Here is a 25,540-nt window from a genome sequence, read left to right as displayed (position 1 = left end):
CCACACTGTTCGGCCGGGCGCGCTCGCCCGACTGCATCGCGGCGCGCTCGCACTTGACGGGCCGCCCGCGACGCCGCAGCATCGTGGGCGTCCGGACCCGCGCGACGGCGCGCCGCCGCGGCGGTCCGCCCGCAATCGATGCACGAGGCACCGGCATGTACGTAGATCCCCGCGTGGCCCATGGCCGCGCCCGGTTCGACCTGAGCGGCTCGCCGCGGCTCGTCGCCGACGAGCGCCGCTGGGAAATCAGCGACGTGGTCACGCGCGGCCTCGACGATTTCACGGGCGTGCGCAACCGCCGCAACCTGATGCGGCTGCTCGAACGCCAGATCGCGCCGAAGCTCGCGCGCCTCGGGCTCGAGCCGTTCGTCGGCGCGCTCGGTCATGCAGAAGGGTTGTTCGTCAACTTCTCGACGATGAGCGCCGAGCATGGCCTGCGCGAATTCCAGCTTCAACTGACCGTGCCCGACCTCGTGCTGCGCAGCTTCGCGTCGAACGTGATCCGGCCGCATGCGGTCGCGCGCTGCATGCAGCGCAACGGCGTGATGTCGCTGGCGGAAATCGAGCATGAATCGCGCATCGCGTTCGTCGCGGCACGCGTGATGCGCTCGCTCGCCCTCGCGGAAGGCTGGCAGCAGATCGGCGTGCCGACCCCGCACGGGCTGTTCGTCGGCACGCTGACCGATGCGCGCGATGTCGCGATGAACACCTATTTCCGGCCCGGCGACAACGACCGTCCGTCGCGCTGGAGCGGCTTCTCGGCCCTCTTCTCGACGATGCCGGACTGGCGCCCGGAACAGGTCCGGCACGGCGGCGAACTGCTGCAATGGATGGTCAACCATATCGTGGCCCTGCAAGAATCCGCACCGTTCGTCGAACGCTTTCCCTTTCTGCGCGAGCCGCTGCGCGATGCCGGCGATCCGCTCGACGCCGCCTGGAACGGCGCTCGCGCCGGCCTGCAGCCCGGGGCGCCCTCCTGAATCCCGAGTCGTGAATCCGGGCTTCCGTGACGCGGCCGGCACGTACTCGGCCATGCCCGCCACCATGCGTGAGCGGTGATCCGGAAGCCCATACAGACCTCCGTTCCCCGGTCTCCGCTTTACCGCCCCTCTGTACAGCCCCCTCGCTCTCTCATATACAAGGTCGAAGCGGGCCCGCCTAACCCGCATACTTTCTTTCAGCGCACGTGTGCCACGGCGCAAATGCGCTTGCGCACCACACCGGTGCGCGCCCGAAGAACCGCCCCATCAATGCGTACGCGTCGGCCCGCCAGGCGCCTGACGGCCGACCGCCTCCAGCACGGCCCACATCCAGATCAGTTCGCGAACCGTGCGCGCATGCGCGTCGCTCTGCGCGCGCCAGCGCGCGAAGGCGTCGAGTTCCTGTTCCGTCGTGTCGCCGGCGCGCAACCACAGCAGCCAGCGCACGGCGCCCTCGCGGATCGCATCGGCGCGCGTAGTCGCGTCGCCGGGATCCGACTCCCGTTGCGATTCGTTCATGATCACGCCACCGCCCGAAGCTCCCTCGACACACCTCCCCCGCACCGCGCATCGCTGCACGGCCGGGGCGCTTGCCACCCACGCCTCGGGTCCGACGACGTCACACCGGGCCGCCATGACAGGCAGCCCGGCGTTTGCCGGCCCTCATTGATCAAGTCGTATCGGACGGCCGTAACCCGCAGCGCGCGGACAGCCGGAAGCGACGCGAACGCATCGCCAGCGGAAGGAAGAAGGAAAAGTAAAACGCGGGAAGCCGGTCAGCTCAGCAGCACGATGTTGCCGGGCAGGCGCGTGATGTGCGCACCATACAGGCGGCCGACCATGTCGATCACGTCGTCGACCCGCGTGATCGGGAACTGCGCCTGCATGCGGTTCTCGCCGAGCGACGCGCTGCGCAAGATGACCTTGCCGCGCCGGTAGCGGTTGATCTCGTCGACGACATCGGCGAGCGGCACGCCGTTGAACACCAGCATGCCGCGCCGCCATGCAGTGACCGCGCCTGGATCGATCCGCGACACGGGCTGCACGCCACGATCGTCGTAGACGACCTGATCGTCGGCCGTCAGCGTGCGCGCACCGCGCGGATGCTCGAGCGCGACCGTGCCGGACAGGCAGGTCACGCAGACCTGCGAACCCGTGCGCCGCACGTTGAAGCGCGCGACGGTGGCTTGCATACGGCCGCCGCCTGCCACCACGGTGACGGGCTGGATCGGTGTCGCGCGGTCGGCCGGTGGCGCAGCCGCGTCGATCTCCGCCTCGCCGGCGACGACTTCGACGCCGTGCGCGACGTCGCTCGCGGCCAGTACGTCCAGACGCGTCTGCGTATTCAGCTCCACCGTCACGCGCGACGACAGCGCGACGCTGCGTTGCTCGCCGGTACCCGTGTGGTAGTCGGCCGCGAGATCGCCGAGCGACGGCCACAACTGCATCGGCGGGCGCAACGCGAGCCACGACGCGCCGGCCGCCACCGCGAAGCCGATGAACGCGCGCCGCCCGGTGCGCATCGTGCGCTCGCGCTTGGCAACGTTTGCCCAGGCAGCGGCCGCGCGTTCCTCGTGGGCGAGTTCGGTCGCCGCCGTGCGCAGCGAGCTCCAGGTATCGCGCAGCAGGTCGGCGGCTTGCGGACGATCAGCGCACCAGCGCTCGAACGCATCGGCTTCGGCCTGGCTCGCGTCTCCCGAGCGCAGACGCAGCAGCCACGCACTCGCTTCGTCGAGTTCGTCGTGGGCAGGTTCGGCCTGGGCTTTCGTCATCGTCCTGATGCTCAAAATTTACGCGGGCCGCCTCGCGTGCCCGTGTACGGATCACCATCTTCCTGCATGCGCTGCAGGCAGTACTTCATTGCCGCACTCAGCTCGCTTTCCACGAGCCGCAGCGAAATGCCGAAATGCTCGGCGATCTCGCGGTTCAGCAGGCCGTCCACACGGGCGGCCAGCAGGATCGCGCGGCGCCGCGGCGGCAGGCCGCGCAGCACGTCCTTCAGTGTCTCGACCTTGCGGCGCGCCGCGACGATACGCTCGGGGTCGGCCAGTTCGTCGGGCATCTCGAGCAGCGTCTCGACATCGTCGTCGTGCAGATGGCGGCGTTCGCGGCGATGCTGGTCGATCGCGACATTGTTCGCCATCCCGAGTATATAGGCGTCCGCGTTCGTCACCTGCGTGGAAACGTTCGCGTTCTCGAGGCGCAGCCAGGTTTCGTGCAGTGCGTCGGCGGCGCCGTCCTTCGACCCGGTCACGCGCTCGAGGCGCCTGACGAGGTACGCGTAGCGCGTCGCCAGCAGCTTCCTGAGCCCGGTGCGGTTGCTGTCGGTCATCGCGGCCTAGCCCCGGACCGCCGGCTGCGGCGCCGGACAGCGGAAATGCACGCCGTTGCCGGCCGGCCGCAGCAGGATCGTGACCGGCTGCGGCAGGTCCGCAGGCGGCGCGTCGTCCAGCTTCAATGCGCGCAACGCACGCATCACCGCCGCGTCGCGGGCGGCTGAACCGCTCGATGCCACCATGTTGACCGCCACCACCGCCCCCCTGTTGTCGATGCGCACCTGCGCGACGAGTCGATAGCTGCCCGGCACCGCCCCCGGCTGCCCGCACAGCGCATCGATCAGATGCGCCTGCAGCATGCCCGCGAACGCACGCCGATCGCCGGAATCGCCGATCCCGTCGATCGGCAAGGCCGCATCCGCCGGCGGGTCGGCCGTCGCGGGCACCTGCTCGGCAGCCGGCTGCGCGACGATGATCGCTTCGTCCGGGCGCGAGAATTCCGCACGCAATCCCGTTCCGGCCAGCATTCGCTCGAGCGCGTCGCGCGGCGCGAATTCGCCCTGGACCGGCGCACTCGTGCGCCCGTCGAGCAGCGGCGCCGGCGCCAGCACGATCAGCTCGGTCAGCCGCGCGAAGTCCTGCAAGGTCTTTGCGAGCGGCTGCGCGGGCAGATCGAAATGCACCATGCTGCCCGGCTGGCGGCCGCTGGAACCGGTCTCCTGCGCTTGTACGCCGCGCATGCACAGCACGACGAACGCAAGCCACGCGACGAACGCCAGGACACCGGTCGGCGCCCGTGAACGAGTCATGAATCCCTGGACGGAAGTGGAGTTGCACGTTGCCGTGCGAAACGCGCACCCCCGTGAGCGGTTCCGCAGCAAACGAACGTCAGATTGTGAGCGGGCACTATGACAGTCAGGTGAACCGTGCAGCGATACGATTCAATACTTTCGCTGCGTTCATGCGGTTCGCAATCAACGGGCCGTTGGCGGCTGCAGCAACGCCGAAACCGTCGTCACACCAGGCTTGCCGTCCGCGCTCGCGTGCGCGCTCACGACCCGCACGTGGTGCGTGTCGCGCATCCGGTCGAGCCAGTCCATCCAGGCGGCGAACGAGATGCCCTTCGCGTCCACCTGGATGCCTTCGCCCAGCACCGCGACTTGCGCCTTCGCGATGCCCGACTGTGCGAGCGATGCGGCAAGCGCATCCCGCAGTGCGGCACCGGCCGGCGGCCGGATCGCGGCGGCTGCGCGCAGGCGTCGTGCTTCTGCGAGTTGCCCGCCAGCTTCGGCTACTTGTCGCTGCAATGCGGGCAGATTGGCCGCAATGCGTGCGCGCCCCGTGTACGCAGGTTCCCACATCACGTGGTAAACCAGCGCCGCGAACAACACGGCACCGCCCGCCGCCAGCAGCGTGCGCTCGCGCGGCGAACGGCCATCGAGCCACTGCGTCAGCGCGGCATGGGCCGCGCGGAGCCGAGCATCCACTTCGCATCCTCCTCGTTGGCCGTCACGCCCTGCGCCTGCAGGCGCTGGCGGAATCCGTCGCCGTCGACGGTCGTACCGGGACGGAAGGCGACCGCCAGCGAGCCGTCGCGATAGTCGAGCGTCGCGATCGCATCGGACGGGATCGGGCCCAGCGCACGCGACAACGACGCCGACAGCACCAGGTAATCGTCTGCATGCAACTCGCCGGCCGCCGCGCGCAGGCGTTCGAGCCCGGTTCGCATTTGCAGCGGCGGGTCGAGCAACACCTTCGTTTCGGGGAAGGCGGCTTTCACGCGGGCCGTCAGTTCCGTGTTCAACGCATCCTGGCGGTGGCGTAGCTGGAACCACTGCACGTTGATCGTCGCGATTGCGATGATCGCTGACGCGATCGCCAGGCCGGCAGGCACGCGCCAGCGCCGCCACCCGCCCGTGGCGGCGCGTGAAGCGCTCCGGGCGAATTCGAACTGGCACAGGTCGAACTTGCAGTCGAGCGCGTTGCTTGCGAGTGCGTCCCACCGTAGTGTTCGTGCGGCCAGCGGGAATGCGGACGGTCCGGCCATGCGTGCGCGGAGGTCCGATGCGGCTGTGGCGCCGCCTTCGACATCGTCGTGACCCTCGACAACCAGCGCGTGTACCCGCACGGAATCGTGTTTCGACAACTCGGCAATCGTCGTATCCAGCGCCGACGCATGCGTTTCAAATCCGAACCCCGATGATCCGCGCTTGATGGCCAATTCAAGTCGGAGCGGGTTGCCACGCGCATCGGTATCGGTATTGGCTTCGCTCGATGCGGGTCGACAAATGACCAGTACATCGGTTTCACAACGTTCGGCATCCACTTCGCTCAATGCGGGTGGATCGACGCTCAGCACATCGGCTTCGCTGTGCATGAGCACTGCCGCTTCGCCATCCTCGTCGCCGTTCGGTATTGGAAGTGTTCGCGATGTGGATGACCTTGCGAACTCGGGCAACACATCGTCCTGCTCGCCGCCATCCGCTGGCCCACCGTACACCATCGTCGTCATGCAGTGGATCAACGGTACCGCACGCACGCGCCGATGGCCGGCCTCGGTGAACCAGCGAATCACTTCGCCGAACCGCTCGCGATCGACGACCGCCACAGGTCGCGCCGCGTTGTCGGTTGCAGCCGGACCAACGGCGACATGGCTCTGCTGCGCATCGCCGATCAGATACTCCTCCACCGCATGCGGCAGCACGCGTCGCAGTTTCTCTCCCTTCACGGGCGGCAGGTTCACGTCGACGAGCAACGTATCGCGTGCGGCGAGCACGAGCACGGTCGACGCGGCCTTCGGCCACGCTTCACGATGCGCGCGCCCCGCCCGCACGCATTGCCCACGGCGGTCGAACAGCGCGTACGGCATCTCCGTGGCTTCCCTCCCCGCAGCATCGAACGCGCCGATCGACGGCAGCAACACGATCAGGCTCGACATCGCGCCTCCCGGACACTTCGCGCGCCACTCATGGCCGACGCACGACGAAGTTGCCGATGCCCGTACCGACAACCGCCATCCGCACATCGCCGGACCACAGCGTGATCGTCACCGGCACGTCGATGCTTTCGCTGCCGAGCACGATACGTGACGGCGTTTCACCACCGCCGGTGTAACGCACCGATACGCCCGTCACCTCCGTGCCCCAGCGACGCGCACGATACAGGTCGTCCGCCATCGGCGCCCACGCGCCGCTTTCCGTGCGCTGCATGAAGCGATAGCCGCCGCCCACCGCCTGCCACGCGATCGGCATCGAGCGCACCTGCGCTTCGTCGCCGGCCGATTCGAGCAGGTTCGCGAGCCGCTGCGCTTCCTCGGCCAGATCCGTGCGGCGATTGCGCGACGGCGCGAGCGTCACGACCGCGACCAGCAGCCCGACGATCACGAGCACGACGAGCATCTCCAGCAGCGTGAAGCCGGCCGCATCGCGTGCCGCGAGCGGACGCCGCTTCCTGATGCGCGCAAGCTTCATGCCGTCACTGCCACGAGCCGATGTCCGCATCATTGCCCTCGCCGCCCGGCTTGCCGTCCGCGCCATAACTGAACACGTCGATCGCGCCGTGCGCGCCCGGGTTCAGGTATTGATACGGGTTGCCCCACGGATCCTTCGGCAAGCGCTCCAGATAGCCGCCGTCCTTCCAGTTGTTCGGCACCGGATCGGTGGTCGGCTTCTGGATCAGCGCAGTGAGCCCCTGCTCTTGCGAAGGGTAGCGGCCGTTGTCGAGCCGATACAGGTTCAGCGACTGCATCATCGTGCCGATGTCCTGCTTCGCGGCGATGCGGCGCGCCTCGTCGGGACGGCTCATGATCTTCGGCACGATCAGCGCCGCAAGAATCCCGAGGATCGCGACCACCACCATGATTTCGATCAGCGTGAAGCCGCGTTGCATGCGGCGGCGCGCACCGTCATGCGGCCGGCCGGCATGCAACGTTCGGACTTCTTCGTGGCGCGTCATCATGCATTCACCCTTGTGTCAAAGAATGGAAACCGTTGCCTGTTCATCGAACCCATCGAACCACCTCGTCGCCATGAAACCGCTCGCCCTGCTGCGCACCGTTCCGTCCCGCATCGATCCGTTGCCGCTCGTCGCGACGCTTGCAGCCGGCGCGGCGCTCATCGCCGTTTCGATGTGGGCCGCGCGCGCACTGAACGCGTCCGATGCGCCGGCGCCTGCCCAGCCCGCGCCGCCCGCACCGTTCGACGTCACGGCCAGCGCCCAACTGTTCGGCGCAAAACCTGACGACAACCGCAACACGATCCAGTTGCTCGGCGTGCTCGCGTTCGACGCGCGCCGTGCGGCCGCGATCGTCAGCGTCAGCGTCGGCGGCGAAGCGGCGCGCGTCGTGCGGATCGGCTCGGTGATTGGCGAAGCCGCAAAACTTGCTGAAGTGCGCACCCGCTCGATCGTCGTCGACCGCAACGGCCTGCAACGCGAGATCGCGCTGCCCGCTGTGCAGAACGCCAACGCGTTCGTGCGCTGAGCCACAACGCATCACTGCACCATGTTGTTCAGCTCGATGATCGGCATCATCACCGCGAGCACGATCACGAGCACGACGCCACCCATCGCCAGGATCAGCAGCGGTTCGAGCAGGCTCGTCAGGAACATCGTGCGGCGCTCCAGTTCGCGCGATTCGCCTTCGGATGCGCGGTCGAGCATCGTCGTCACGTCGCCAGTCGCTTCGCCCGAGCGGATCAGGTGCACGAGCACCGGCGGGAATGTCTTCGTATGGGCCAGCGCGCGCGACAACGCCGAGCCTTCGCGCACGCGCACGATCGCATCGTCGACGTTCGCGCTCATCGCGCGGTTCGACAGCGTCTCGCCGGCCGCCTGCAACGCGCGCAGGATCGGCACGCCCGCTGCGGTCAGGATGCCGAGCGTGCTTGCAAAACGCACCGTGTTGTAGCCACGCACGAGCTTGCCGGCGAGCGGCGCGGTCAGCACCCAGTGGTCGAATTTCAGCCGTGGCCCGTCCTGTGACAGCACCTTGCGGATCGCAAAGACGATCGCGATCGTTGCAAGCAGCGACGCCCACCACCAGTGCCGCACGAAACCGGACAACGCCATCATCACGACCGTCAGCGTCGGCAACTGCTGCTTCGTGCTGGTGAACACGTTCGCCACCTGCGGCACCACGTAGCTCAGCAGGAACGTGACGATGCCGAACGCGATCAGCGTGACGATGCCCGGATACGTGAACGCGAGCAGGATCTTCTGCTTCAGCGCATTGCTCTGCTCGATGTAGTCAGCCAGACGCGACAGCACGATGCCGAGCTTGCCGGTGTGCTCGCCCGCTGCGACGAGCGCGCGGTAGATCTCCGGAAAGTCGCGCGGATGCTGGCCGAGCGCATTCGCGAACGAATGGCCGCCGACGACTTCCGCGCGGATCGACGCCATCAGCTCGCGCACGTATTCGCGCTCGGCCTGCTCGCTCAGCACCGACAGCGATTCGTCGAGCGGCAGACCCGCGACCAGCAGGCTCGCGAGCTGGCGCGTGATGATCGCCTGCTCGCGCTGCGACAGCTTGCGGCCGAACGACAGGCGTTGACGACGCTCGCCGTGCAGGCGTTGCGCGGCGAGTTCGACCACGAGCGGCGTGAGACCCTGCGTGCGCAGATGGCTGCGGCCTGCGCGCGCACTGTCGGCTTCGAGCACGCCTTTCAGCGTGCGGCCGGTGGGATCGATCGCTTCGTAACGGAATGCCGACATGTCAGTACCCTCGTGTCACGTGTGCGACTTGCTCGGCGACGTCGTGCAACGAGTCGGACGGAGTCGTCGGGGAAGACTACGGAGCGAACCGGCGCAGATTTGTGACGGATGTTGGGCTACCTTTTTTGGCTTTGGCGGGCGTTATTACTTTCGGCCGGCACTCTTATATTGGAGAGATGATTTAATTCATATCGATGGCATCAATTATTCAATCATTGACCACCCAGCAATTACGAATCAATATCCAAAAATTAACGAAATTGAATCAATTTCAGGAATATATAAATCGGATAGCCGATGCGCCTCTGGAAGAAATCTTCCGTAGCATCCGCCACGAAACTGACCTGATGTTGCGATAGCGCTGCCTTGCCCGCCAACACGCCCGCCGCACGACATGCCGTCACCGAACGTCATCGTCTTCCCAACATCCGGGACTCACGCGTCCCGCGAATCAGTCCCGATTGGCCGCCCGCCAATCCGAATACTCCATTGGCAATATCGCCAAAAATGTTCCGTACCATTCGTTATTAAAAATTCACACGCCGCATACGGATTTCCTCCTACATTTATCCGGCGGTCGACACGGTATTCAAACCGCAGCAGCAGGCTTCCCGTTTATCTTCGTCCAAGGAAATTTCTCATGAAATCCAGCAAGCGCAAGATCTGTCAAGTCCTCGCTCTCGTCGTTTCGGGCATGGGTGCATCGGTCGCGATGGCCGCAGGCCCGCTGATTCAAGGTGGTGGCTCGTCGCTCGTCGCGCCGACGATCGGCTCGGCCAGCAACCCCGCCAGCGAAATCGGCCTGTACACCACCAACAACGCCACGTTCACGTACTTCTCGGTCGGCTCGGGCGCCGGCCAGAACGCGTTCCTGAACAACCAGCCGACGTACTTCGGCGCGGGCGCCAACACCACCAGCGCGGTCTACTTCGCGAACAGCGATGCCGCGCTGACGGGCACGCAGGTCACGGCATACAACGCCAGCACGGTCGGTGCGAACAGCGGCCCGCTGATCCAGATCCCGTACATCGTGACGGCGATCACGGTGCCGGTCGTCAACGGTCCGGCCGTGACGAGCGCGAACACGCCGCAAACGACGCCGGGTCAAGCGCACAGCATCGCGCTGAACGACGACGACTTGTGCGGCATCTTCTCGGGCAAGCTGACGAACTGGAACCAGGTCACCAACCCGGAAGGCGGCCTTTACTCGGCGAACGCCCCGATCACGGTTGTCTATCGCTCGGACGGTAGCGGCACGACCGAACTGCTGACCCGTCACCTGGCTGCAGTCTGCACGACCAACAACACCGCGTCGGGCGTCACGTTCATCGATTCGCTGACGTTCGCGAACACGTCGGCATTCCCGTCGGGCGTGCCGGCGAACTTCAAGGCAGCGTCGGGCAGCGGCGGCGTTCGCGGTTTGCTCACGACGCTGTCGTCGGCCAGTACGGCTGCCGTCGCGTACCTGAGCCCGGACTACACGAACACGTACATCGCATCGCAAAGCGCGGTCGTGACGTCGTCGGGCGCGCTGCAGCTTCCGCTCGCCAGCCTCTACAACACGGTGGCCCGCGCGTACTACGCGCCGACGTATGCGAATGCGACGACGGCAGTCAGCACGGCCTCCGCGCCGTCGACCCGGGCCGCCGCAGCGGATCCGACGCAGTGGGTGCCGGTTTCCGGTGCGGCTTACGCTTCCCTGGCCAATCCGTCGTCCGGCTATCCGGTTTCGGGTACGAGCCAGATCATCCTGAGCCAGTGCTACGCCGATCCGACGGTTGCCTCGAACGTTCAGAGCTTCCTGAACAACCACTACACGAACGCCAGCTACGCATCGGTCGTGCATGGCAACGGCTTCGACACCGTCCCGTCAGGCTTCAAGACCGCGATCCTCGCCGACTTCCTGAGCAACAGCAGCACGTACGGGCTGGATATCAACGATGCGTCGACCTGTGCCTTCGTCGCGGGCCGGTAATCCGGATCATCCCTGATTCAACGCGTCCTGTTGAAACCGCCTCGAGTATTCGAGGCGGTTTTTTTTTGCACTGCCGACGTCACGTGCAGCGATGTACCGATAGATCCGTTGAGCGTCGGTCGATACATACACGTTGCGTCCGGCCACGTCTCCGAGAAATTCACATGAAATTCAGCAAACGCAAGATCTGCCACATCCTGGCACTTGTCATTTCTGGCGCAAGCACATCGCTCGCCATCGCGGCCGGCCCCGTCATTCAGGGTGGAGGATCGTCACTCGTCGCCCCCATGCTCGGCGCCAACTCGCCGGCTTCGGGTGAAATCGGCCTGTTCGGCACGTCCAGCGCGACGTTCACGTATTTCGCGGTCGGTTCGGGTGCCGGTCAGAACGCGTTCCTGAACAACCAGCCGACGTTCTTCGGTGCGGGTGTCTCGGGTACGGTCGCATTCGCGAACAGCGAGGCGGCACTCACGACGGCGCAAGTCACGGCGTACAACGCCGGCACGGTCGGTACGAATAGCGGCCCGCTGATCCAGATCCCGTACCTCGTTACTGCGATCACGGTGCCGGTCGTCAACGGTCCAGCCGTGACGAGCTCGGTCACGCCGCAAACGACGCCGGGTCAAGCGCACAGCATCGCGCTGAATGATGACGACCTATGCGGCATCTTCTCGGGCAAGCTGACGAACTGGAACCAGGTCACCGACCCGGAAGGCGGCCTTTACAGGGCGAACGCCCCGATCACGGTCGTCTATCGCTCGGACGGTAGCGGCACGACCGAACTGCTGACGCGCCATCTGGCTGCCGTTTGCACGAGGGCAAACACGAAAGCCGGTGTCACGTTCATCGATTCGCTGACGTTCACGAATATGTGGACATTCCCAACAGGCGTGCCATCAAACTTCGTCGCGGCTGCGGGCGACGGTGGCGTTCGCAATTTGCTCACGACGCTGTGGTCGGTCGGTACGGCCGCCGTCGCGTACCTGAGCCCGGCCTATACGAACACGTTCCTCGCATCGCAAAGCACGATCGTGACGCCATCGGGCGCGCTGCAGCTTCCGCTCGCCAGCCTCTATAACAGGATGAACAATCAGTACTACGCGCCGACGTATACAAATGCGACAACGGCAATCAGCGCGATCTCCGCGCCGTCGACCCTGCCCACCGCAGTGGACCCGACGAAGTGGGTGCCGGTCTCGGGTGCGGCTTACGCCACCCTGGCCAACCCGACGTCCGGCTATCCGGTTTCCGGCACGAGCCAGATCATCCTGAGCCAGTGTTACGCCGATCCGATGGTGGCATCGAACGTTCAAAGCTTCCTGAACAATCACTACACGAACGCCAGCTTCGCGTCGGTCGTGCGCGGCAACGGCTTCGACACCGTACCGTCAAGCTTCCAGGCCGCGATCTCCGCAAACTTCCTCAGCAATTCAAGCGGGAACAACCTGGACATCAACAACGCATCGAGCTGCGTTTTTTACAACGGCCGTTAGTCCGAAGCATCGCAGATTCGACGCTTCCGTTAAACCCGCCTCGAGCATTCGAGGCGGGGCATTCTCTACTCTTCCAGTCCCAACAATACTGGCACTGCCGTATCAGAAGCGGTTCAGCTTCCCAAGCTCGTCCTTGCTAAGCAGCGTCCGCTGAGTCGGCCCGGCCGCGCCGAACCCCAACAGCGACACCGAATTCGACGAGTCGTAACCAACCTGCTCCGACTTGCGCCGCTTCGACCCGCCATCCGGGCCGTTATCCCCGAAGCCCTCGACCTGCACGCTGATCGCCCAGCGTCGCGGGGCAACGCCCGAAGCATTGTTCTTCGCGATGTCCTGCGCGACCTGGCTCGCCGCCGACGCCGCCGAACTCGCGGCCGTCAGCGCGCCCGTATTCACCGCCTGAACGAGCGGGATACCGGTCGCCTTGCCGGTCACCTGGATGTTGTCCGCGTTCACGACACGCAACGCGGCGACGTTGAGGTTGCCCGCACGAATACCCGCATCGCCGGCATCGACGGTACCGCGCGGCGCGATCAGGTTGACCGTGCCTTTCGGTGCACCGGGAATGCTCTGCAGCGTCGCGATCCCCGCCCCTGTCACCTGCCCGCGCGAATCGACCGTGCAGTAGTGGTTAGCATCGCAGACATACTGCGGCGCCGGCGTGTCGGCCGACGTCTTCGCGCCCTTGCCCGCGTTGATGTCACCGTTCGAACTCCAGATGGTCATGTCGCCGCCCTGCTCGGTGAATATCCGGCTCTGTGCGAGCAGCACGCTCTGATCCGTGAAGATGTCGACATTACCCTTCTCGAGCGTCAGGATCCCCATCGTGCCGGGGCCCGCAACGACCTTCCCGTCACTGCCGACGATCTGCGGCGGCGCCGTCGTACTGCCGACGAGCGCCTGCCCGCCCGGCCCGAGGATCGTCACGTCGCCGCCTTGCTGCGTCTGAATCGTCGTGCTGCGGATATCGAGGTTGCCCGTGCTCGCGGGCTTGTTCGCCCCGTTTGAGCCACCACTCAGATTGTTCGCCGTATAGCCGAACGAAGCGGGGAACAGCGTGTTGATCGCCTGGTAGCCTCGCGAATACTGGCCGTTGTACCGGCTCGCCGGGTCGTTGAAGTCCGCACCGACCTGCGCCAGCACGTTGAACAACACCTTCTCCGCGAAGAACTGCTGGACGTACGACGGCAACGCCTGGAACTGCTTCCACGCGTCATCGGCCGTCAACCGGCCGACCTTCGCCAGCGCAGCGTCCTTGTCCACCTGCAATCCCGTATCGACGCCAAGCCCCGCGTCGTACTGCTCCATGAACGCGATCAATGCAGGCGTCGCACTCGGCACGCCGGCGACGGAGCTGCCCGGAGCGATATAGGTAGAAACGAATCCCGGCAGATCGACACCCGGCCCGACGCCGAACAGCACGTTGACGTTCGCGCTTTCGTGCGGCAAGTTCGGATTGTTCACGTTGCCGACTGCATCGATACCCGTGAACAGGTGCGCGATCCCGCCCGTGTTCGCCTTCCTGTTGTACAACTCGACCTGACTCGTCAGCGGGCCGATGTTGCGTCCCGCCTGCACATCGAACGAGCCCGGCCCTCCGAGCTCCAGTACCGGTACCGCGCCTGCGGCCGTCGAAATCGGCGTGTCGTAGATGTCCCGGCCGGCAACGATCCGCGTCACATCAGAACTGCGCAAATTCTGCCCCCAGAACGCCAGATTCATGATGTCCTGTCCAGCCTGCACGAGCGCCGGTTTGTCGATCGATAGCGTGACGAGATTCTGGTATAAACCGTCGCTCGCGCCGAGCGCGTCGACGGTGCCATTGACGATGCTTCCGTTCAGACTGTAAAGACGCGCGGGCTGCATGTCGTCGCCATGAAGCGCATTCAGCGCATGTGCCGCGAGCGTCGTATTCATCAGCGACGGGACATTTGGCATCGGTTGCGGATTTGTCGGAGAAGGCATCTGCGATGGATCTGCGTCCGACAAACCAAACGTGCTGGGCATATCTGCGTTGGTTCGCAGGACTGATACATTGGAAAGGTACACGGATTGGTCTGCAACCAGATTCAACTGGCCGACGGCCGACGGATAAAGCACGCCCCCTGAATCGATATGGATCCCGCCGCCGAATGCTGTCAGATTGACACTCGCGGGCAGAACGCCATTTGCGCCTGTCAGTAGCCCGCCTAGCGCGCCGAGCCGGACATCTCCGGTTGTGGACAGGACATTCACCGTGGAAGTCGGCGAGTAACCCTGACTGTCGGGATACTGTCCATAGTATTCCAGGAGGACGGCTTTAGTAGGTTGACCACCGGGCGGCGAAATCCGGCTTGCATAAGACGGATTCAATACTTCGCCGATTTCCACGCCTTGACGCGCCGTGACATCGAATATGCCATCCTGCGTTGCAAGCACGGTAGAAACGGCAATCGGACCCACCGCGGTTCGTGGAGAAAGCACGGCAATATCCGACCCGATGCGTCCGCCAGCCGATATCGTCCCCGTCCCCTTCGCGACGAAGTAGTCGCCGCTCAGAATATCGGCCCCCGCTCGTACCGTCAGGTTTCCGCCGCCGGCCGTAACCGGTTTGCCGTTTCCGTTCAGATACCACGTGGTTGGCAATGACACGGCGAAGTCCGAGATATTGCCGCCTGCGCTGATCGATACGTTGCCGCCGACGCTCATTACGCCTTGGTCGAATGCGCCGAAATCGATCGACGATCTCGTCAACGGGGCGACAATTCCGCCGCTCCTCGCGGTTGCCTCCGGGGTGATCTGCATCCACTGCCACCAATACTGGCTGATGTCGTTTCCGGCACCGCCGGTTACAGCTCCTGTCGCATCGGTCACGTTCTGGATGCCGTTGATATCGCCCTGCACACGAATCGATATGTCGCCGGCAGAATCGGGATTCACGGTCGGGGTAACCAGAATATCTTGCAGACCCGCGCTACCACTCATGACCTTGGAGCTAAGGCCCAACGCGGGCGAGCCCTGTGCCGGCGCACCCGCCGTATAGACGACACCCGGCGCAGTCGTATCCGCCAACGCAAAATCGTTGCCCGCTGCAATGTCGATCGATCCCGTGCCAGTACGAATCGTCGTCGGCTGAAGCAACGTCAACCCCTTCGAGTCGACGTAGGCCGTGTGCTGGTTCAGCGTCACGCTACCGGATGCAGCGCTGCCGGCATCGAATGCCGCGCCGGGTTGCACGGCAAGCGGATTGGCACTCGTCAGGTCGGCGCCGCCCACTACGCGGTACGACGAGCTTTGTCCTCCGAGGAGTGCGGCGAAACTGATGGGCAACGGGTTGTTGGCGGTTGCAACATTTGCCGGCACGTTACCCGGCAAGTTTCCAATATTGGAAATCCCCGTATCGGCAATAGACAATGGTGCGGTCGGAGCAAATACAAAACTGAATGCGTTATTTGGATGCACCAACACACTACCCGACGACTTCGTGGTCGATACCTTGCCAAAGTACGATGTTCCGTACAATGAAATGTAGGTACTGTAATCCGTCGGATTAGATGACATGACAGGAGGCGTGGGCGTGCCAAACTGCTTAAACACCACCACCCCGTTTCTGACCAACCCCGTCACGGTAGCCATCACGTATCCGGCCATCCACTGCGAATACGCTTCCGAATAACCCTGATACGACGCGCTTCCGGAAAGTATTGGCGCAGCGGTCGAGAGCGGAACACGGGGCATCACATGAAGCGCATAGTTCCCAAAAAATCCAGCGCCATTTACCCACAGATCGTAATACCCCCCCCACGCATTCGCATACCCCAGGTAATCCGAATAATAATCAGCCGTCTGCTTTACGAGCGGCGCACTCAGCGCCATATTTGGATCGTATAGCGAACTAGCCGGGTTGTTGCCGAATGAGGACAAGGAATGGGTCGAACCATCCGTCAATTGCACGGTAATCGACGCCGGATCGTAAAGCGATATCAGATTGTTGTACAACGCCAGCGCAGCGGCATACGTTCCCGTCGCGCCGGCATTCCCCGCCGCCCCCAGGATCGTCGCCACCTGGTTCTGGAAGAACCCGTCGGTAATGCTCGCTTCCGCATCGAAATTGTTGGTCGCCCGGAACGTCAGCATCGGCGCGACCGTCCCGTTATAACGATACGAAGGATCGATCGTCCCGCTGTTGTTCGGCAGTCCCGCGCCGAGATTCCAGTTCGACAGGACCGAGATGTTGCCGCCGTTGATCGCCGTGCCCGGATTGTCGAATTCGACACCGGGTGCCACGCGGAAATTCGCGATGTTCGCCGTCGAGCCCTGCAGCGTCGGCCCATTCGCTCCGAGCCCGCTCTGAATGAATCCCATCAGCGTGCCGGGCGTCATCGAGAGTGTGCCGTCGCTCGCCTTGACGATCTGTCCGCCGTAGTAGTTCTGATGATCGGCGTTCGCAGTCGTCGGAACGAAGTATGCGCCGCTCGCTCCCGGGAAGCCAATCGACGCCACACCGTTGTACAGCGAAGCCAGGTCTGACTGGCTCCCCGTCAGCGTTACCTGTGCACCGGTCGCGTTGTTCGTCAGCGTGCCGCCACCGTCGCCGCTCGCATTCGGCGCAAACGTGAAGGTTGGCGGATTGGTGCCTTGTGCTGTGAACGTACCGGCCAGCAAATGCCCTTTGCTGTCGTACCAGCCTGCCGGATCGACGATGCCGTCGAAGTGCTGCGCGCCCGACGTCGCATCGGTCGTGCTCCACGTCGCGTACGCCTCGAGCGTCGTCGCACGGGAACCGACGATGCCCTTGCCGTCGTTGAACGCATTCGGCAGCTGAACATCGACGCTGCCATCCGCGAGCAACGGCGCGCGGAAATTCACCGTGCCGCCCGACAACCCGCCGGCCGTCCCGCCCGATACGTCGATCAGCGCATTCGCACCGACACGGATCAGCCCGGAACGCGACGGATCGATGTTCTCGTAGCCATAGGTCGCGTTGTACGGGTTCGCCACTGTCGGATCGAACACCGCGCTCGTGCCGATGTTCACCTTGCCACCGCGCTGCGTCGGGTCGGAGCCGCGTGCGAGCAGCATGCCCTCCACATCGACGCCGCTGCGGCCGTACAGGTCGATCTGCCCGCCCGCCTTGCCCGACGCGTCGATCGTGCCCAGCACGTTCACGTTGCCGTTCGCCGTATCCGACGCATTGCCCGCGCCGCCGTCAGCCGTCAGCGACACCGAGCGCGCGGTCAACGCGTTACCGGCCGACAACGTCAGGTTGCCGGACTTCGTATGAACCGCAATCGACTGGTTCACGCCGCTCGATGCGAGCGTCTGCGCCAACGAATCGAGATCGGCCGCCCCGGCCGTGTCGAGCGACAGCGAGCCGCCCGCATAGCCGTTCGTCGCGCCGCCCTTGAGCGTGCCGTTGAGATTCACGACCTGCTTCGGCGCAGACAGTGTCAGGCTGCCCGCCGCGCCGCCGCCTTTCGCGCCCGAGAAATCGAGCGTTGCGCCCGACTGCACGTCGACCGTCCCTGCATCGGCGGTCAGGATGATCGAACCGGCCGGCGCGTACTGCGTCACGTCGAAGAATTGCTTTGACACACCTGCAGAGCTGACCGTCGAACCGCTGCCGATCGTCAGGTTGCCGGTGGTCGCCTCGAGGCTCACGTTGCCGGCCGGTGCCGCGATCGTCGCGCCGTTGTCGGCCAGCGTGCTGCCAACGAATTTCCACGCGCCGCCGACCGGCGTTGTCGTCAGCGCCGTGCCCGCTGCGCCGTTCAGCGTCAGGACACCGGACGTCTTCACGGTCGACGCGGAACTCGTATCGGCCAGATACACCGGGGCATTCAGCGTCACCGGCATTGCACCGAAATCGAACGTCCCCGTGCCTTGCCCCACGATGCCGCCGCTCGCGGTCATGTTCACCGACGAGAACCCGCTCAGCGTCTTCGTGCCTGCGCCGAAGTCGATCTCCTTCCCGTTGACCGTCAGCGTGCCACTGCCTGTCGTACCCGCACTGGTGGGTGCGCCCGTCTCGTTCGTGAATGCGATCTGCTGCCCGTTCAACGTGACGTGGCCGCCGTCGCTCGTGAACGTGCCGGCGCTCAGGTCGACACTCTTGCCGAACGTCGCGTTCACATCGCCGACGAAACCCATTGCACCATAGCTGCGCAGCGAAACGAGATCCGCGTTGGCAAGCTGCGCGAGCCCGGCTGGATCGATCACGAAGCCCGGCAGGTTCGCGGCGGCCGCACCGCTCGCATTCGTGAACGTGATCGCCGAGCCGTCTGCGGTAATCGCTTTGCCCGACAGCACCGCGCTCGGATCGACCTTCAGGTTGCCCGACGAATCGAGCATCAGCGCCTGGCCGCCCGACAGCGTCGCGCCTGCTCCGACCGTCAGCAGCCCCGTGCCGGTGCCGCCCGTGCGCGTAAGCGGCGCCATCGCGCCGTTCGATACGCGCAGCAGCGCGCCGTCGCCTGCGATCGTGATCGGCTGGTCCTTCGCGGCCGGGTAGTCGCCGGCGGCCACGATCGACGCCCCCGCGTCGACACGCAAGCCATTCGCCGCGCTCGAATCCGTGCCGCTCGCGTCGGTCTTCGTCACGAGCAGGATCTCGGGGCCCTTCAACGACGAGCCGGCATCGTTCGACACCACCACGCTGTTCGCGATCGGCGTGATCGTCACGCCCTTCGTCGTCGCGGCGCGCGTGCCGCCGATCAGCAGGCTGCCGGCGTTCAGCGAATCGAGCGCATCGCCGCCGATCTGCAGATAGCCAGGCAGCGCCGCGCTGCCGTTGCCGGTGATCTGGATGTCCTGAGACGCGACGTCGACCTCGGCCGGCGCGCCGCCCACACCTGCCGCCGCGTTCAGCGTCGCACCGAGCGTGAGCGCCTTCGTTGCAGCCAGCACGAGCTGGCCGCCGTCCACCGGCAGCGGCGGCGTCACGTTGCCCTGCTTCACGGCCTGCGTCGTGAAGAAGTCGTTCGCCCCCTTCAGCATGTATTGCGAGTACTGCTGCCACGTCGCACCCGACTGCACGTTGAAGAGCGTCGGCGTCGCGCTGCGGCCGCCCGTCACCGCATCGGCAAAATACCCGGCCGCCACGACGGTGCCGTCGGGCAGCACCTGCGACGCGCCCGGCACGACGTTGCCGGTCGTCGCCGATACCGTCACGCGATAGGCGCCCGGCAGCGTCGCGTACTTGCCGGGCAGCAGCGTGTAATAGCCAGGTGCGAGGCCCGGCACGCCGGACAGGTACACGGCCTTGCCGATCGCGTCGTTCATCCCGGCCTGGCCGACACCCAGCGTCACGGTCTTGGTCGTCGGCGTCCCATTGCTGGCGACATCAGGCTGCAGGATCTGTGCGAACAGCGGATCGTAGGCGGCAACCGGCGCTTGCGTGCCCGGCACGATCGCGTAGACGTTCCCGGCGCCCGCGTTGACCGGCACGGCCGTTGCACCCTTGCCGTTCGCATAGCTCACGTTGTATTGCGACAGCACGTCGCGCGTGCCGCCCGTGCCCGGCACCCATTCGGCGGCCTGCAGGTCACCGCCGCCGGACAGGTCGATCGTCGCGCCCTTGTCGAGTGCGACGCTAGTGCCGTTCACGCCGATGTACTTGGCCGGCGGCGCACTCAGGTCAGGCGCCGTCGTGCCCGCGAGCGGGTTGAACTGCCATTCGACGCCATCGACCGTCGTGCCGTAAGGAATGATCGATCTGCCGTTCGAAACCGACGTCACGCTGCCGTTCGCGAACGTCACCGAATCGGTCGCGACCAGCGGCAGGTTGCCGAACTGCTTCTGCGTCGCACTGTTCGTCGGGTCGCCGACGCCGAATACGAGCGAGCCGGACGGCGCGCGCACGGCACCGCCCTGCACGATGTTCGTCGCGTCGACGAGCAGCGTGCCGCCCGCCGACAGCGGCGTGCCGGACGCACCAGTCGTGCCGAACGTAACGGTGGTCGGCGCGGGTTTGCCGGTGGTCGAATCGACCGGGCCGACCGCATCGACGATGAACGTGCTGCCGGTCGCCGGATAAACGTCCGCCGCGTTGAACGTCACGTTGCCCGGCGTGTACAGTACGCCGGGAACCAGCCCGGCGGGGCCGCTCTGCGCCACGCTGGTCGAACCGAGTCGGATATCGCCACTGCTTGCGAGGGTCGCCTGACCGATATTGTTGAGCTGGATCTGATTGCCCAGGTCGAGGAACGACGCGTTCACGTTCAGCGTCGCGTCGGAAAGCGTCGCAACCGGTGCAAACGCGGGAGACGACGAAGTCTGTACCGGGCCGGCCAGCGCGACATAAGGCGCGGCAATGGTCACCGTCGTGCCGAGCGGATGAGCCGGCGGTTGGGCGAGCAGGTTCACGAGCACCGAATCGCCGCCTGCCGGCAGGGCCGGTGTCGACAGCAGGGTCGAGAGCTGGTCCATCCCGATTGCCGCGATTCGTCCGGTATTCAGCGTCACCGATTCAGGCAACGTCAGGTTGACGTCACCGGCAAACACAACCGGCGGCACCGGAATCCGAAACGCGGACGGCGTGCTGTCGCCCAGCACCAGGTTCGCGATACCCGAATCGTTCAGGCGGTCGGCCGCGAACTGGATCACGCCCGTCGGCTGACCGATCGGCTGACCGGTGGTCGGATCGATCGCGGTCGAGAAATCCTGGCCGGCGGCAAGCCCAGCGGGAACGAGCGTCCCGCTTTGCCGCACGACGAGCGCCGTCGCGCCAGCCGAGGTGTTGTTCTGGTGCGGCAGGATCGTCAGCGTGCCGCCGCGCGCCTGTGAGGCACCACCGTAGCCGGCCAGCGTCCCGTCCGCAAACAGTCCATAGGCGGCCGACAACGTGATCGACCCGGCATCGCTCCATACCGGCTGGGCTGCATACGTACCGTTCGCCTGCAACCGGTCGAAGCTCGCCGATGCGCCCGATACGTCGATCTTCGAACCGGCTTGCGCGACTACGTAGCCCGAATCGCTCGACAGCGCCACCGAACCGCCCGGCAGAACCTTCCCCGCCTTCGGCAAGACCGTCGTTCCTCCCATCTTCACAGGCGCCGCAAGCGGATTGGCGAGGGCGACGCCAGAAACATCGAGTGTCGCATCGGAGCCGAGCCAGACGGACCGGCTGTTGCTCGGCGTGAAGACATTGAATTGCCCCTGCTGAACGTTCTGGGTTCCGGTATCGGCACTCAGCAAGATCGACCCGCCCGGCGCGACCACCGAACCGAGCACCGTGACCTGCGTGGGCGATGCGAGAACGACGCTCGCACCGGCATCGGCGTTGATCGATGCGCCGGACGACAGCGTGACCGCGCCAGCCACACCCGGATACGACGGCGGCGGGCTGTCTGGCGCGCCTTGCCACACCACGTAATTCCCCCCCGTCAACACGAGGTTCGTCGGCTGCCGGTGATACGTGTCGAGTTGACCGATTGTCGTCAGGCCGCCGGCCGACAGATTCGTGCCCGAGTTTGTCCGCTGGAGCGCCAGTGCATCCGGAATGCGGTTCAACTGAGTCAGTGCGACTTCCGCGCCGGGTGCGATGGTCGAATCGTAGTACGCGTTCAGCACGTACTTGCCGAAGCCCTGTTGCGCGAAGAAGTTCTCGGGCAGATATACGTCCCATGGCGACGCTGCCGTCCGGTCACCACCGATCCGGAAGCCGAGCGCCTCCAGCGTCAACGTGCCTCCTCCCGAAAAGCCTTCGCTCAGGATCGTGCCGCCCATCGCGATCGTGCCCGCGGTCGGTTGCGTCGAGGGCAGGGGCGAACCGCTGTCGCGCGTATGACCGAACTGCTGCGTCGCCTGCGATGCGGCGTAGGTCTGCAATGCAACGTTGCCCCCGCGCCCGGCCGGCACGCCGTTCTGCATCAGCAGCTGGCCGTTCGCGAGCATTTCGCCGCCGCTCGATACGTCGAGCACACTTCCCGGTCGCAACAGAATCGACCCCGTCGTATCCACGTTGCTGCCGTTCACGACGACCGATCCCTGCTGCGTCGCCGACAGCGAAATGCTGCCGCCGTTGATGAACTGGCTGTTGCCGGGAGTCGTGCCCGGGGCAGCCAGCACATCGTTGTTCACCCACTGTCCGGCCGCACTGAGCACACCCTGCGGCCCGACAACCACATTGCCGCCGCTCGTGATCGAAATCGATCCGGACGGCGCGGACAGCCGTCCCGCGACATTCACGGCCGCACCAACCGCCGTGCTGCTGAGCGAAATTGATCCACCCGGCTGCAGGTTCAATTGCGTGCCCTGTGCGACCACGATGCCCTTGCCGGCGTCCTTGTCCTCGGTCACGTTCAGGTTCGCGAAACCGCCGTTGTTCAGCTTCGCAACGGGCACGACCTGCGTCGTCAGCAGGTTGTTCGGATCATTGACGGCCATCGACTGGGACGCGGTCTTGTCGATCGGCGTATCGATCGAGAAGCCCGGCATCAGCACGCCGAGTTGCGGTGCATTGTCCTGCAGGATCGCGGTGCCCGAGATACCGTTGATCGTGACCGTCGTGTTGGCCACGGTGTTCCACGTCATCCCTGCCAGCGCGCCGCCGGCCAGCTTCGGATCGGCACCGAGGTTGAACGTGCCGCCGGACGGCAGGCTGTTGCCCTGCATCTGCTTCGCGCCGCCGAACGACTGCGCGCTGATGTCGCCGTCGAGCACCAGCGCCTGCGACGCGAACAGGTCGAGCGTGCCCGCATTGCCGCCGACGATGTAGTCGGACTGGTAGGTGCCGCTCGTCAGCAGCGGGTTGTACCAGGATTTCGTCACGCCCCAGCGCGGATGGCTCTCGATGAACTGCCCGGCGATGCCGACATAGTTGTCGTAAGGGCTCGCCTGCCCGATCGGCACGATCGCGCCGTTGGCATCGACGAGCCGCGTCGTGTTGACCATCCCGCCGTTGTAATGCACATACCCGCCGTTCAGGTTCATCGACGAACCTGCCGCGGTCATCACCTCGTTGCCGGACAGCGTGATCGTGCCGCCATTGGTCAGCAACTGGTCGACGGTACGCGGAATCAGGTTCACGTAACCCGACAGGTTCAGGATCGGGCTGCCGACCCACTGCACGCCGTCGCTGCGCGTGCCCGTCAGCGTGCTGTCGACGACGACGCCTTTCAGCCCGAACAGGAAGCTGTTGCGCAGCAGCGGTGAATCGGCGAGTTCGTTCTGGCCGATCCGGTCGACCGTCACGAGCGTCTGCGCGATCGGCACCTGCACGTCCGCCAGCCCCGACACGTCGATCGTCGCGCCGTCGTCCACATAGATCCGGCCGGGCACCGCCGTCTGGCCCGGCACCTTGTTCACCACGATCGACGGCGCATAGGCCGTCACCGATACGTTCGAGCCCGGTGCCTCGATCAGTGAGCCGCCCTGGAACCAGACGGAACCGGCCGTCATCGTGATGCCGCCCGGCGTGAAGGTCGTACCCGGCGTGGACGTCGCGGTCTGGCCGTTGTTGTCGGGCAGTACCGTCGTGACCGAACCGGGTCCGAAGCTCAGCAGGCCGGCACGGTTTGTATTGTCGGCTCCGCTCAGGACCTGATTCGGATACGGCGTACCCAGCGGAGTGTTCGACGCATACTCGTCCGCCGTCGAGAGCGTGATCGTGCCTGGCGTATTCACGCTCGTCGTCACGCCCACTACACCGTTCTGCGCGACGCGGCTGCCGAGCAGATTCACGTTGCCACGTGCAGCTTGCACGATGCCCGTGTTCGTCAGTGTGCCGGCCGGCGTTATATCGATCGACTTCCCCGTGGCCGGATCGACCGTCACGATCTGCCCGCTCAGCGCCGGCAGCAGGACTTGCGGATTGCCCGACGCTCCGGCTCCGTTGGGCCGCAGACTCACCCCCACCCCCGCCGCGAGCACGACCTGCCCCGACGTCGCCGAGATACTGCCCGCGTTCGTGACATTCGGCGCGGCAACGAGCACGAAACCGCCATCGCTCGCCGTACCGTTGGTATGCGTCGTGATCGACGCGCCTTGCTCGACGGTCACGTCACCCGGCGCCTGGTACGTGCCGATCAACGTCACCTGATTACCCAGCCCCAGTACCTCGTTCAGCGTGCCCCCCGACCCGGCCACCCCGCTCGAACTCCCCGACTCCGGATAAGCCAGCCCGCCCGTCGTCCCCGCAGGCAAGCTCAAAAACTGCTGATTGCTCGCCACAATGCCCGCAGGCGTCGGCACGAGCTGGTTTTTCATATCGAGCAGGTTCAGCGATGAAGCCACGAGCGAATGCACGTTGACCTGCGACCCTGCACCAAACAACACCCCATTCCGGTTGATCACATACACCGCGCCCTGCGCGGTGATGTTCCCGAGAATCTGGCTCGGCTTGCCGCTCGGATCGTTGACCCGGTTCAGCACGGCCCAGTTGTTCGCGCCGTTCGTCTGCGTGCCGGCCGACTGGTCGAAGTTCAGCGTCGTCTGCCGGCCGACGTTCATCGTCTCCCAGGTCAGCACCGCGTTCTGCCCGGTCTGCTTGACGTCGACGTTCACGTGTCCGCTGCCGTCGACGTTCTGCGTCGGCGCATTCGCGTTGAACCACAGCACCGGATTGTTCGTATCGCTCGACGCACCGGCCGCCACCTGCAGCCCGCCCGGCGTCAGCCCGTTCGGCACGGTCGAAGGCAGCTTCGCCGCCGCCGCGGCCGCATTCTGCTGCGCAGCAATCTGTGCGGCGATCGCATGCGCGGCATACCCGAGGTTGCGAATCGACGGCTGGCTCGCCTGCAGCGCCTGCTGCGCCGACACGCCCAGATTCGGCATGCCCGGCGCGCCACCGGCGCCGCCCGCGCCGCCGCCCGATGCACGCGCGGCCGCCGCTCCGAGGTTCATGATGCCGGCCGCGTGCACGTGCGCGGACGCGCCCGCCAGCAGCATCAAGGCCACGGCCCGGACCAGCGGCCGCAGTTCCGATTTCAGGACCGGGCGCGAGCCCGTCGCGTCAGGTTGTCGTGCCGTGCGTGCGCGTGCTGCCATTCTTCACCCCGAATCCTATGAAATTGCGCTTGACGACGGTCGCGCCGAAAGCGGCACCGATCCGATTTCGCGCTGGGTCGTTGCAACCGGGTTCGAACCCGGCCACTGGAATCCCAAGAACATACGAAGGCCCGATGGCAG

14 protein-coding genes are annotated in these 25,540 nt (G+C 65.4%); 4 read left to right on the top strand and 10 right to left on the bottom strand.

Going from position 1 to position 25,540, the window contains the following annotated elements; all coding sequences use genetic code 11:
* Positions 1–155 precede the first annotated feature (155 nt).
* The gene (locus tag G3N61_RS05260; protein ID WP_043177394.1) at positions 156–980 is read left to right on the top strand and encodes a hypothetical protein; all 825 of its coding nucleotides are present in this window, start codon (positions 156–158) and stop codon (positions 978–980) included.
* A gap of 267 nt (positions 981–1,247) precedes the next feature.
* Here the strand turns inward: G3N61_RS05260 and G3N61_RS05255 are convergent, their stop codons facing one another.
* The 8 genes from G3N61_RS05255 to gspG all read right to left on the bottom strand — a co-directional run bounded on the left by G3N61_RS05255 (position 1,248) and on the right by gspG (position 7,144).
* Positions 1,248–1,499, bottom strand: a complete 252-nt coding sequence (locus G3N61_RS05255; RefSeq protein WP_089452504.1) for a DUF4880 domain-containing protein — start codon at positions 1,497–1,499, stop codon at positions 1,248–1,250.
* A gap of 257 nt (positions 1,500–1,756) precedes the next feature.
* The gene (locus G3N61_RS05250) at positions 1,757–2,752 is read right to left on the bottom strand and encodes a FecR domain-containing protein (RefSeq protein ID WP_043177399.1); all 996 of its coding nucleotides are present in this window, start codon (positions 2,750–2,752) and stop codon (positions 1,757–1,759) included.
* Between the two features lie 11 nt (positions 2,753–2,763).
* Positions 2,764–3,312 (bottom strand): RNA polymerase sigma factor, encoded by a 549-nt coding sequence (locus G3N61_RS05245; RefSeq protein ID WP_043177401.1) that lies wholly within the window; start codon positions 3,310–3,312, stop codon positions 2,764–2,766.
* A 6-nt stretch (positions 3,313–3,318) separates the two neighbouring features.
* Positions 3,319–4,065: a secretin and TonB N-terminal domain-containing protein gene (locus G3N61_RS05240; protein ID WP_089452503.1), complete on the bottom strand. Its 747-nt coding sequence runs from the start codon at positions 4,063–4,065 to the stop codon at positions 3,319–3,321.
* 165 nt (positions 4,066–4,230) lie between these two features.
* On the bottom strand, positions 4,231–4,743 hold the full coding sequence (locus G3N61_RS05235; protein ID WP_179258787.1) for a type II secretion system protein M: 513 nt from the start codon (positions 4,741–4,743) through the stop codon (positions 4,231–4,233).
* Positions 4,707–6,194, bottom strand: coding sequence for a type II secretion system protein GspL (gspL, locus tag G3N61_RS05230; RefSeq protein ID WP_205821777.1), 1,488 nt, complete (start codon positions 6,192–6,194; stop codon positions 4,707–4,709). Before gspL ends, G3N61_RS05235 begins: the two co-directional genes overlap by 37 nt.
* A gap of 28 nt (positions 6,195–6,222) precedes the next feature.
* Positions 6,223–6,726, bottom strand: a complete 504-nt coding sequence (locus tag G3N61_RS05225; RefSeq protein ID WP_241017588.1) for a GspH/FimT family pseudopilin — start codon at positions 6,724–6,726, stop codon at positions 6,223–6,225.
* A gap of 4 nt (positions 6,727–6,730) precedes the next feature.
* Positions 6,731–7,144, bottom strand: a complete 414-nt coding sequence (gene gspG, locus G3N61_RS05220) for a type II secretion system major pseudopilin GspG (RefSeq protein WP_089452661.1) — start codon at positions 7,142–7,144, stop codon at positions 6,731–6,733.
* 139 nt (positions 7,145–7,283) lie between these two features.
* Here gspG and G3N61_RS05215 point away from each other — a divergent pair, with 139 nt between their 5' ends.
* The gene (locus G3N61_RS05215) at positions 7,284–7,736 is read left to right on the top strand and encodes a general secretion pathway protein GspC (RefSeq protein ID WP_205821776.1); all 453 of its coding nucleotides are present in this window, start codon (positions 7,284–7,286) and stop codon (positions 7,734–7,736) included.
* A gap of 11 nt (positions 7,737–7,747) precedes the next feature.
* Here the strand turns inward: G3N61_RS05215 and gspF are convergent, their stop codons facing one another.
* The gene (gene gspF / locus G3N61_RS05210; RefSeq protein WP_089452499.1) at positions 7,748–8,965 is read right to left on the bottom strand and encodes a type II secretion system inner membrane protein GspF; all 1,218 of its coding nucleotides are present in this window, start codon (positions 8,963–8,965) and stop codon (positions 7,748–7,750) included.
* Positions 8,966–9,605: 640 nt separating this feature from the next.
* On the opposite strand from gspF, the gene G3N61_RS05205 reads away from it, so the two are divergent.
* Both G3N61_RS05205 and G3N61_RS05200 read left to right on the top strand, forming a co-directional pair.
* Positions 9,606–10,940 carry a substrate-binding domain-containing protein gene (locus G3N61_RS05205; RefSeq protein ID WP_205821775.1) on the top strand — a complete coding sequence of 445 codons (1,335 nt, stop codon included), beginning with the start codon at positions 9,606–9,608 and terminating at the stop codon, positions 10,938–10,940.
* A 164-nt stretch (positions 10,941–11,104) separates the two neighbouring features.
* The gene (locus G3N61_RS05200) at positions 11,105–12,433 is read left to right on the top strand and encodes a substrate-binding domain-containing protein (RefSeq protein ID WP_205821774.1); all 1,329 of its coding nucleotides are present in this window, start codon (positions 11,105–11,107) and stop codon (positions 12,431–12,433) included.
* A 102-nt stretch (positions 12,434–12,535) separates the two neighbouring features.
* On the opposite strand, the gene G3N61_RS05195 is transcribed toward G3N61_RS05200, so the two are convergent.
* Positions 12,536–25,300, bottom strand: coding sequence for a filamentous haemagglutinin family protein (locus G3N61_RS05195; RefSeq protein ID WP_241017595.1), 12,765 nt, complete (start codon positions 25,298–25,300; stop codon positions 12,536–12,538).
* Between the last annotated feature and the right edge of the window lie 240 nt (positions 25,301–25,540).

It is taken from the genome of Burkholderia sp. Ac-20349 (assembly GCF_017104865.1).
Classification (GTDB): Bacteria; Pseudomonadota; Gammaproteobacteria; order Burkholderiales; family Burkholderiaceae; genus Burkholderia; species Burkholderia aenigmatica.
This window is presented reverse-complemented; position numbering and strand designations above follow the sequence as displayed.

Bases quoted from the DNA above. Each gene is read 5' to 3' on its own strand.
- G3N61_RS05260 (WP_043177394.1), top strand. From the start codon at position 156: ATGTACGTAGATCCCCGCGTGGCCCATGGCCGCGCCCGGTTCGACCTG.
- G3N61_RS05255 (WP_089452504.1), bottom strand. From the start codon at position 1,499: ATGAACGAATCGCAACGGGAGTCGGATCCCGGCGACGCGACTACGCGC.
- G3N61_RS05250 (WP_043177399.1), bottom strand. From the start codon at position 2,752: ATGACGAAAGCCCAGGCCGAACCTGCCCACGACGAACTCGACGAAGCG.
- G3N61_RS05245 (WP_043177401.1), bottom strand. From the start codon at position 3,312: ATGACCGACAGCAACCGCACCGGGCTCAGGAAGCTGCTGGCGACGCGC.
- G3N61_RS05240 (WP_089452503.1), bottom strand. From the start codon at position 4,065: ATGACTCGTTCACGGGCGCCGACCGGTGTCCTGGCGTTCGTCGCGTGG.
- gspL (WP_205821777.1), bottom strand. From the start codon at position 6,194: ATGTCGAGCCTGATCGTGTTGCTGCCGTCGATCGGCGCGTTCGATGCT.
- G3N61_RS05225 (WP_241017588.1), bottom strand. From the start codon at position 6,726: ATGAAGCTTGCGCGCATCAGGAAGCGGCGTCCGCTCGCGGCACGCGAT.
- gspG (WP_089452661.1), bottom strand. From the start codon at position 7,144: ATGCAACGCGGCTTCACGCTGATCGAAATCATGGTGGTGGTCGCGATC.
- G3N61_RS05215 (WP_205821776.1), top strand. From the start codon at position 7,284: ATGAAACCGCTCGCCCTGCTGCGCACCGTTCCGTCCCGCATCGATCCG.
- gspF (WP_089452499.1), bottom strand. From the start codon at position 8,965: ATGTCGGCATTCCGTTACGAAGCGATCGATCCCACCGGCCGCACGCTG.
- G3N61_RS05205 (WP_205821775.1), top strand. From the start codon at position 9,606: ATGAAATCCAGCAAGCGCAAGATCTGTCAAGTCCTCGCTCTCGTCGTT.
- G3N61_RS05200 (WP_205821774.1), top strand. From the start codon at position 11,105: ATGAAATTCAGCAAACGCAAGATCTGCCACATCCTGGCACTTGTCATT.
- G3N61_RS05195 (WP_241017595.1), bottom strand. From the start codon at position 25,300: ATGCTGCTGGCGGGCGCGTCCGCGCACGTGCACGCGGCCGGCATCATG.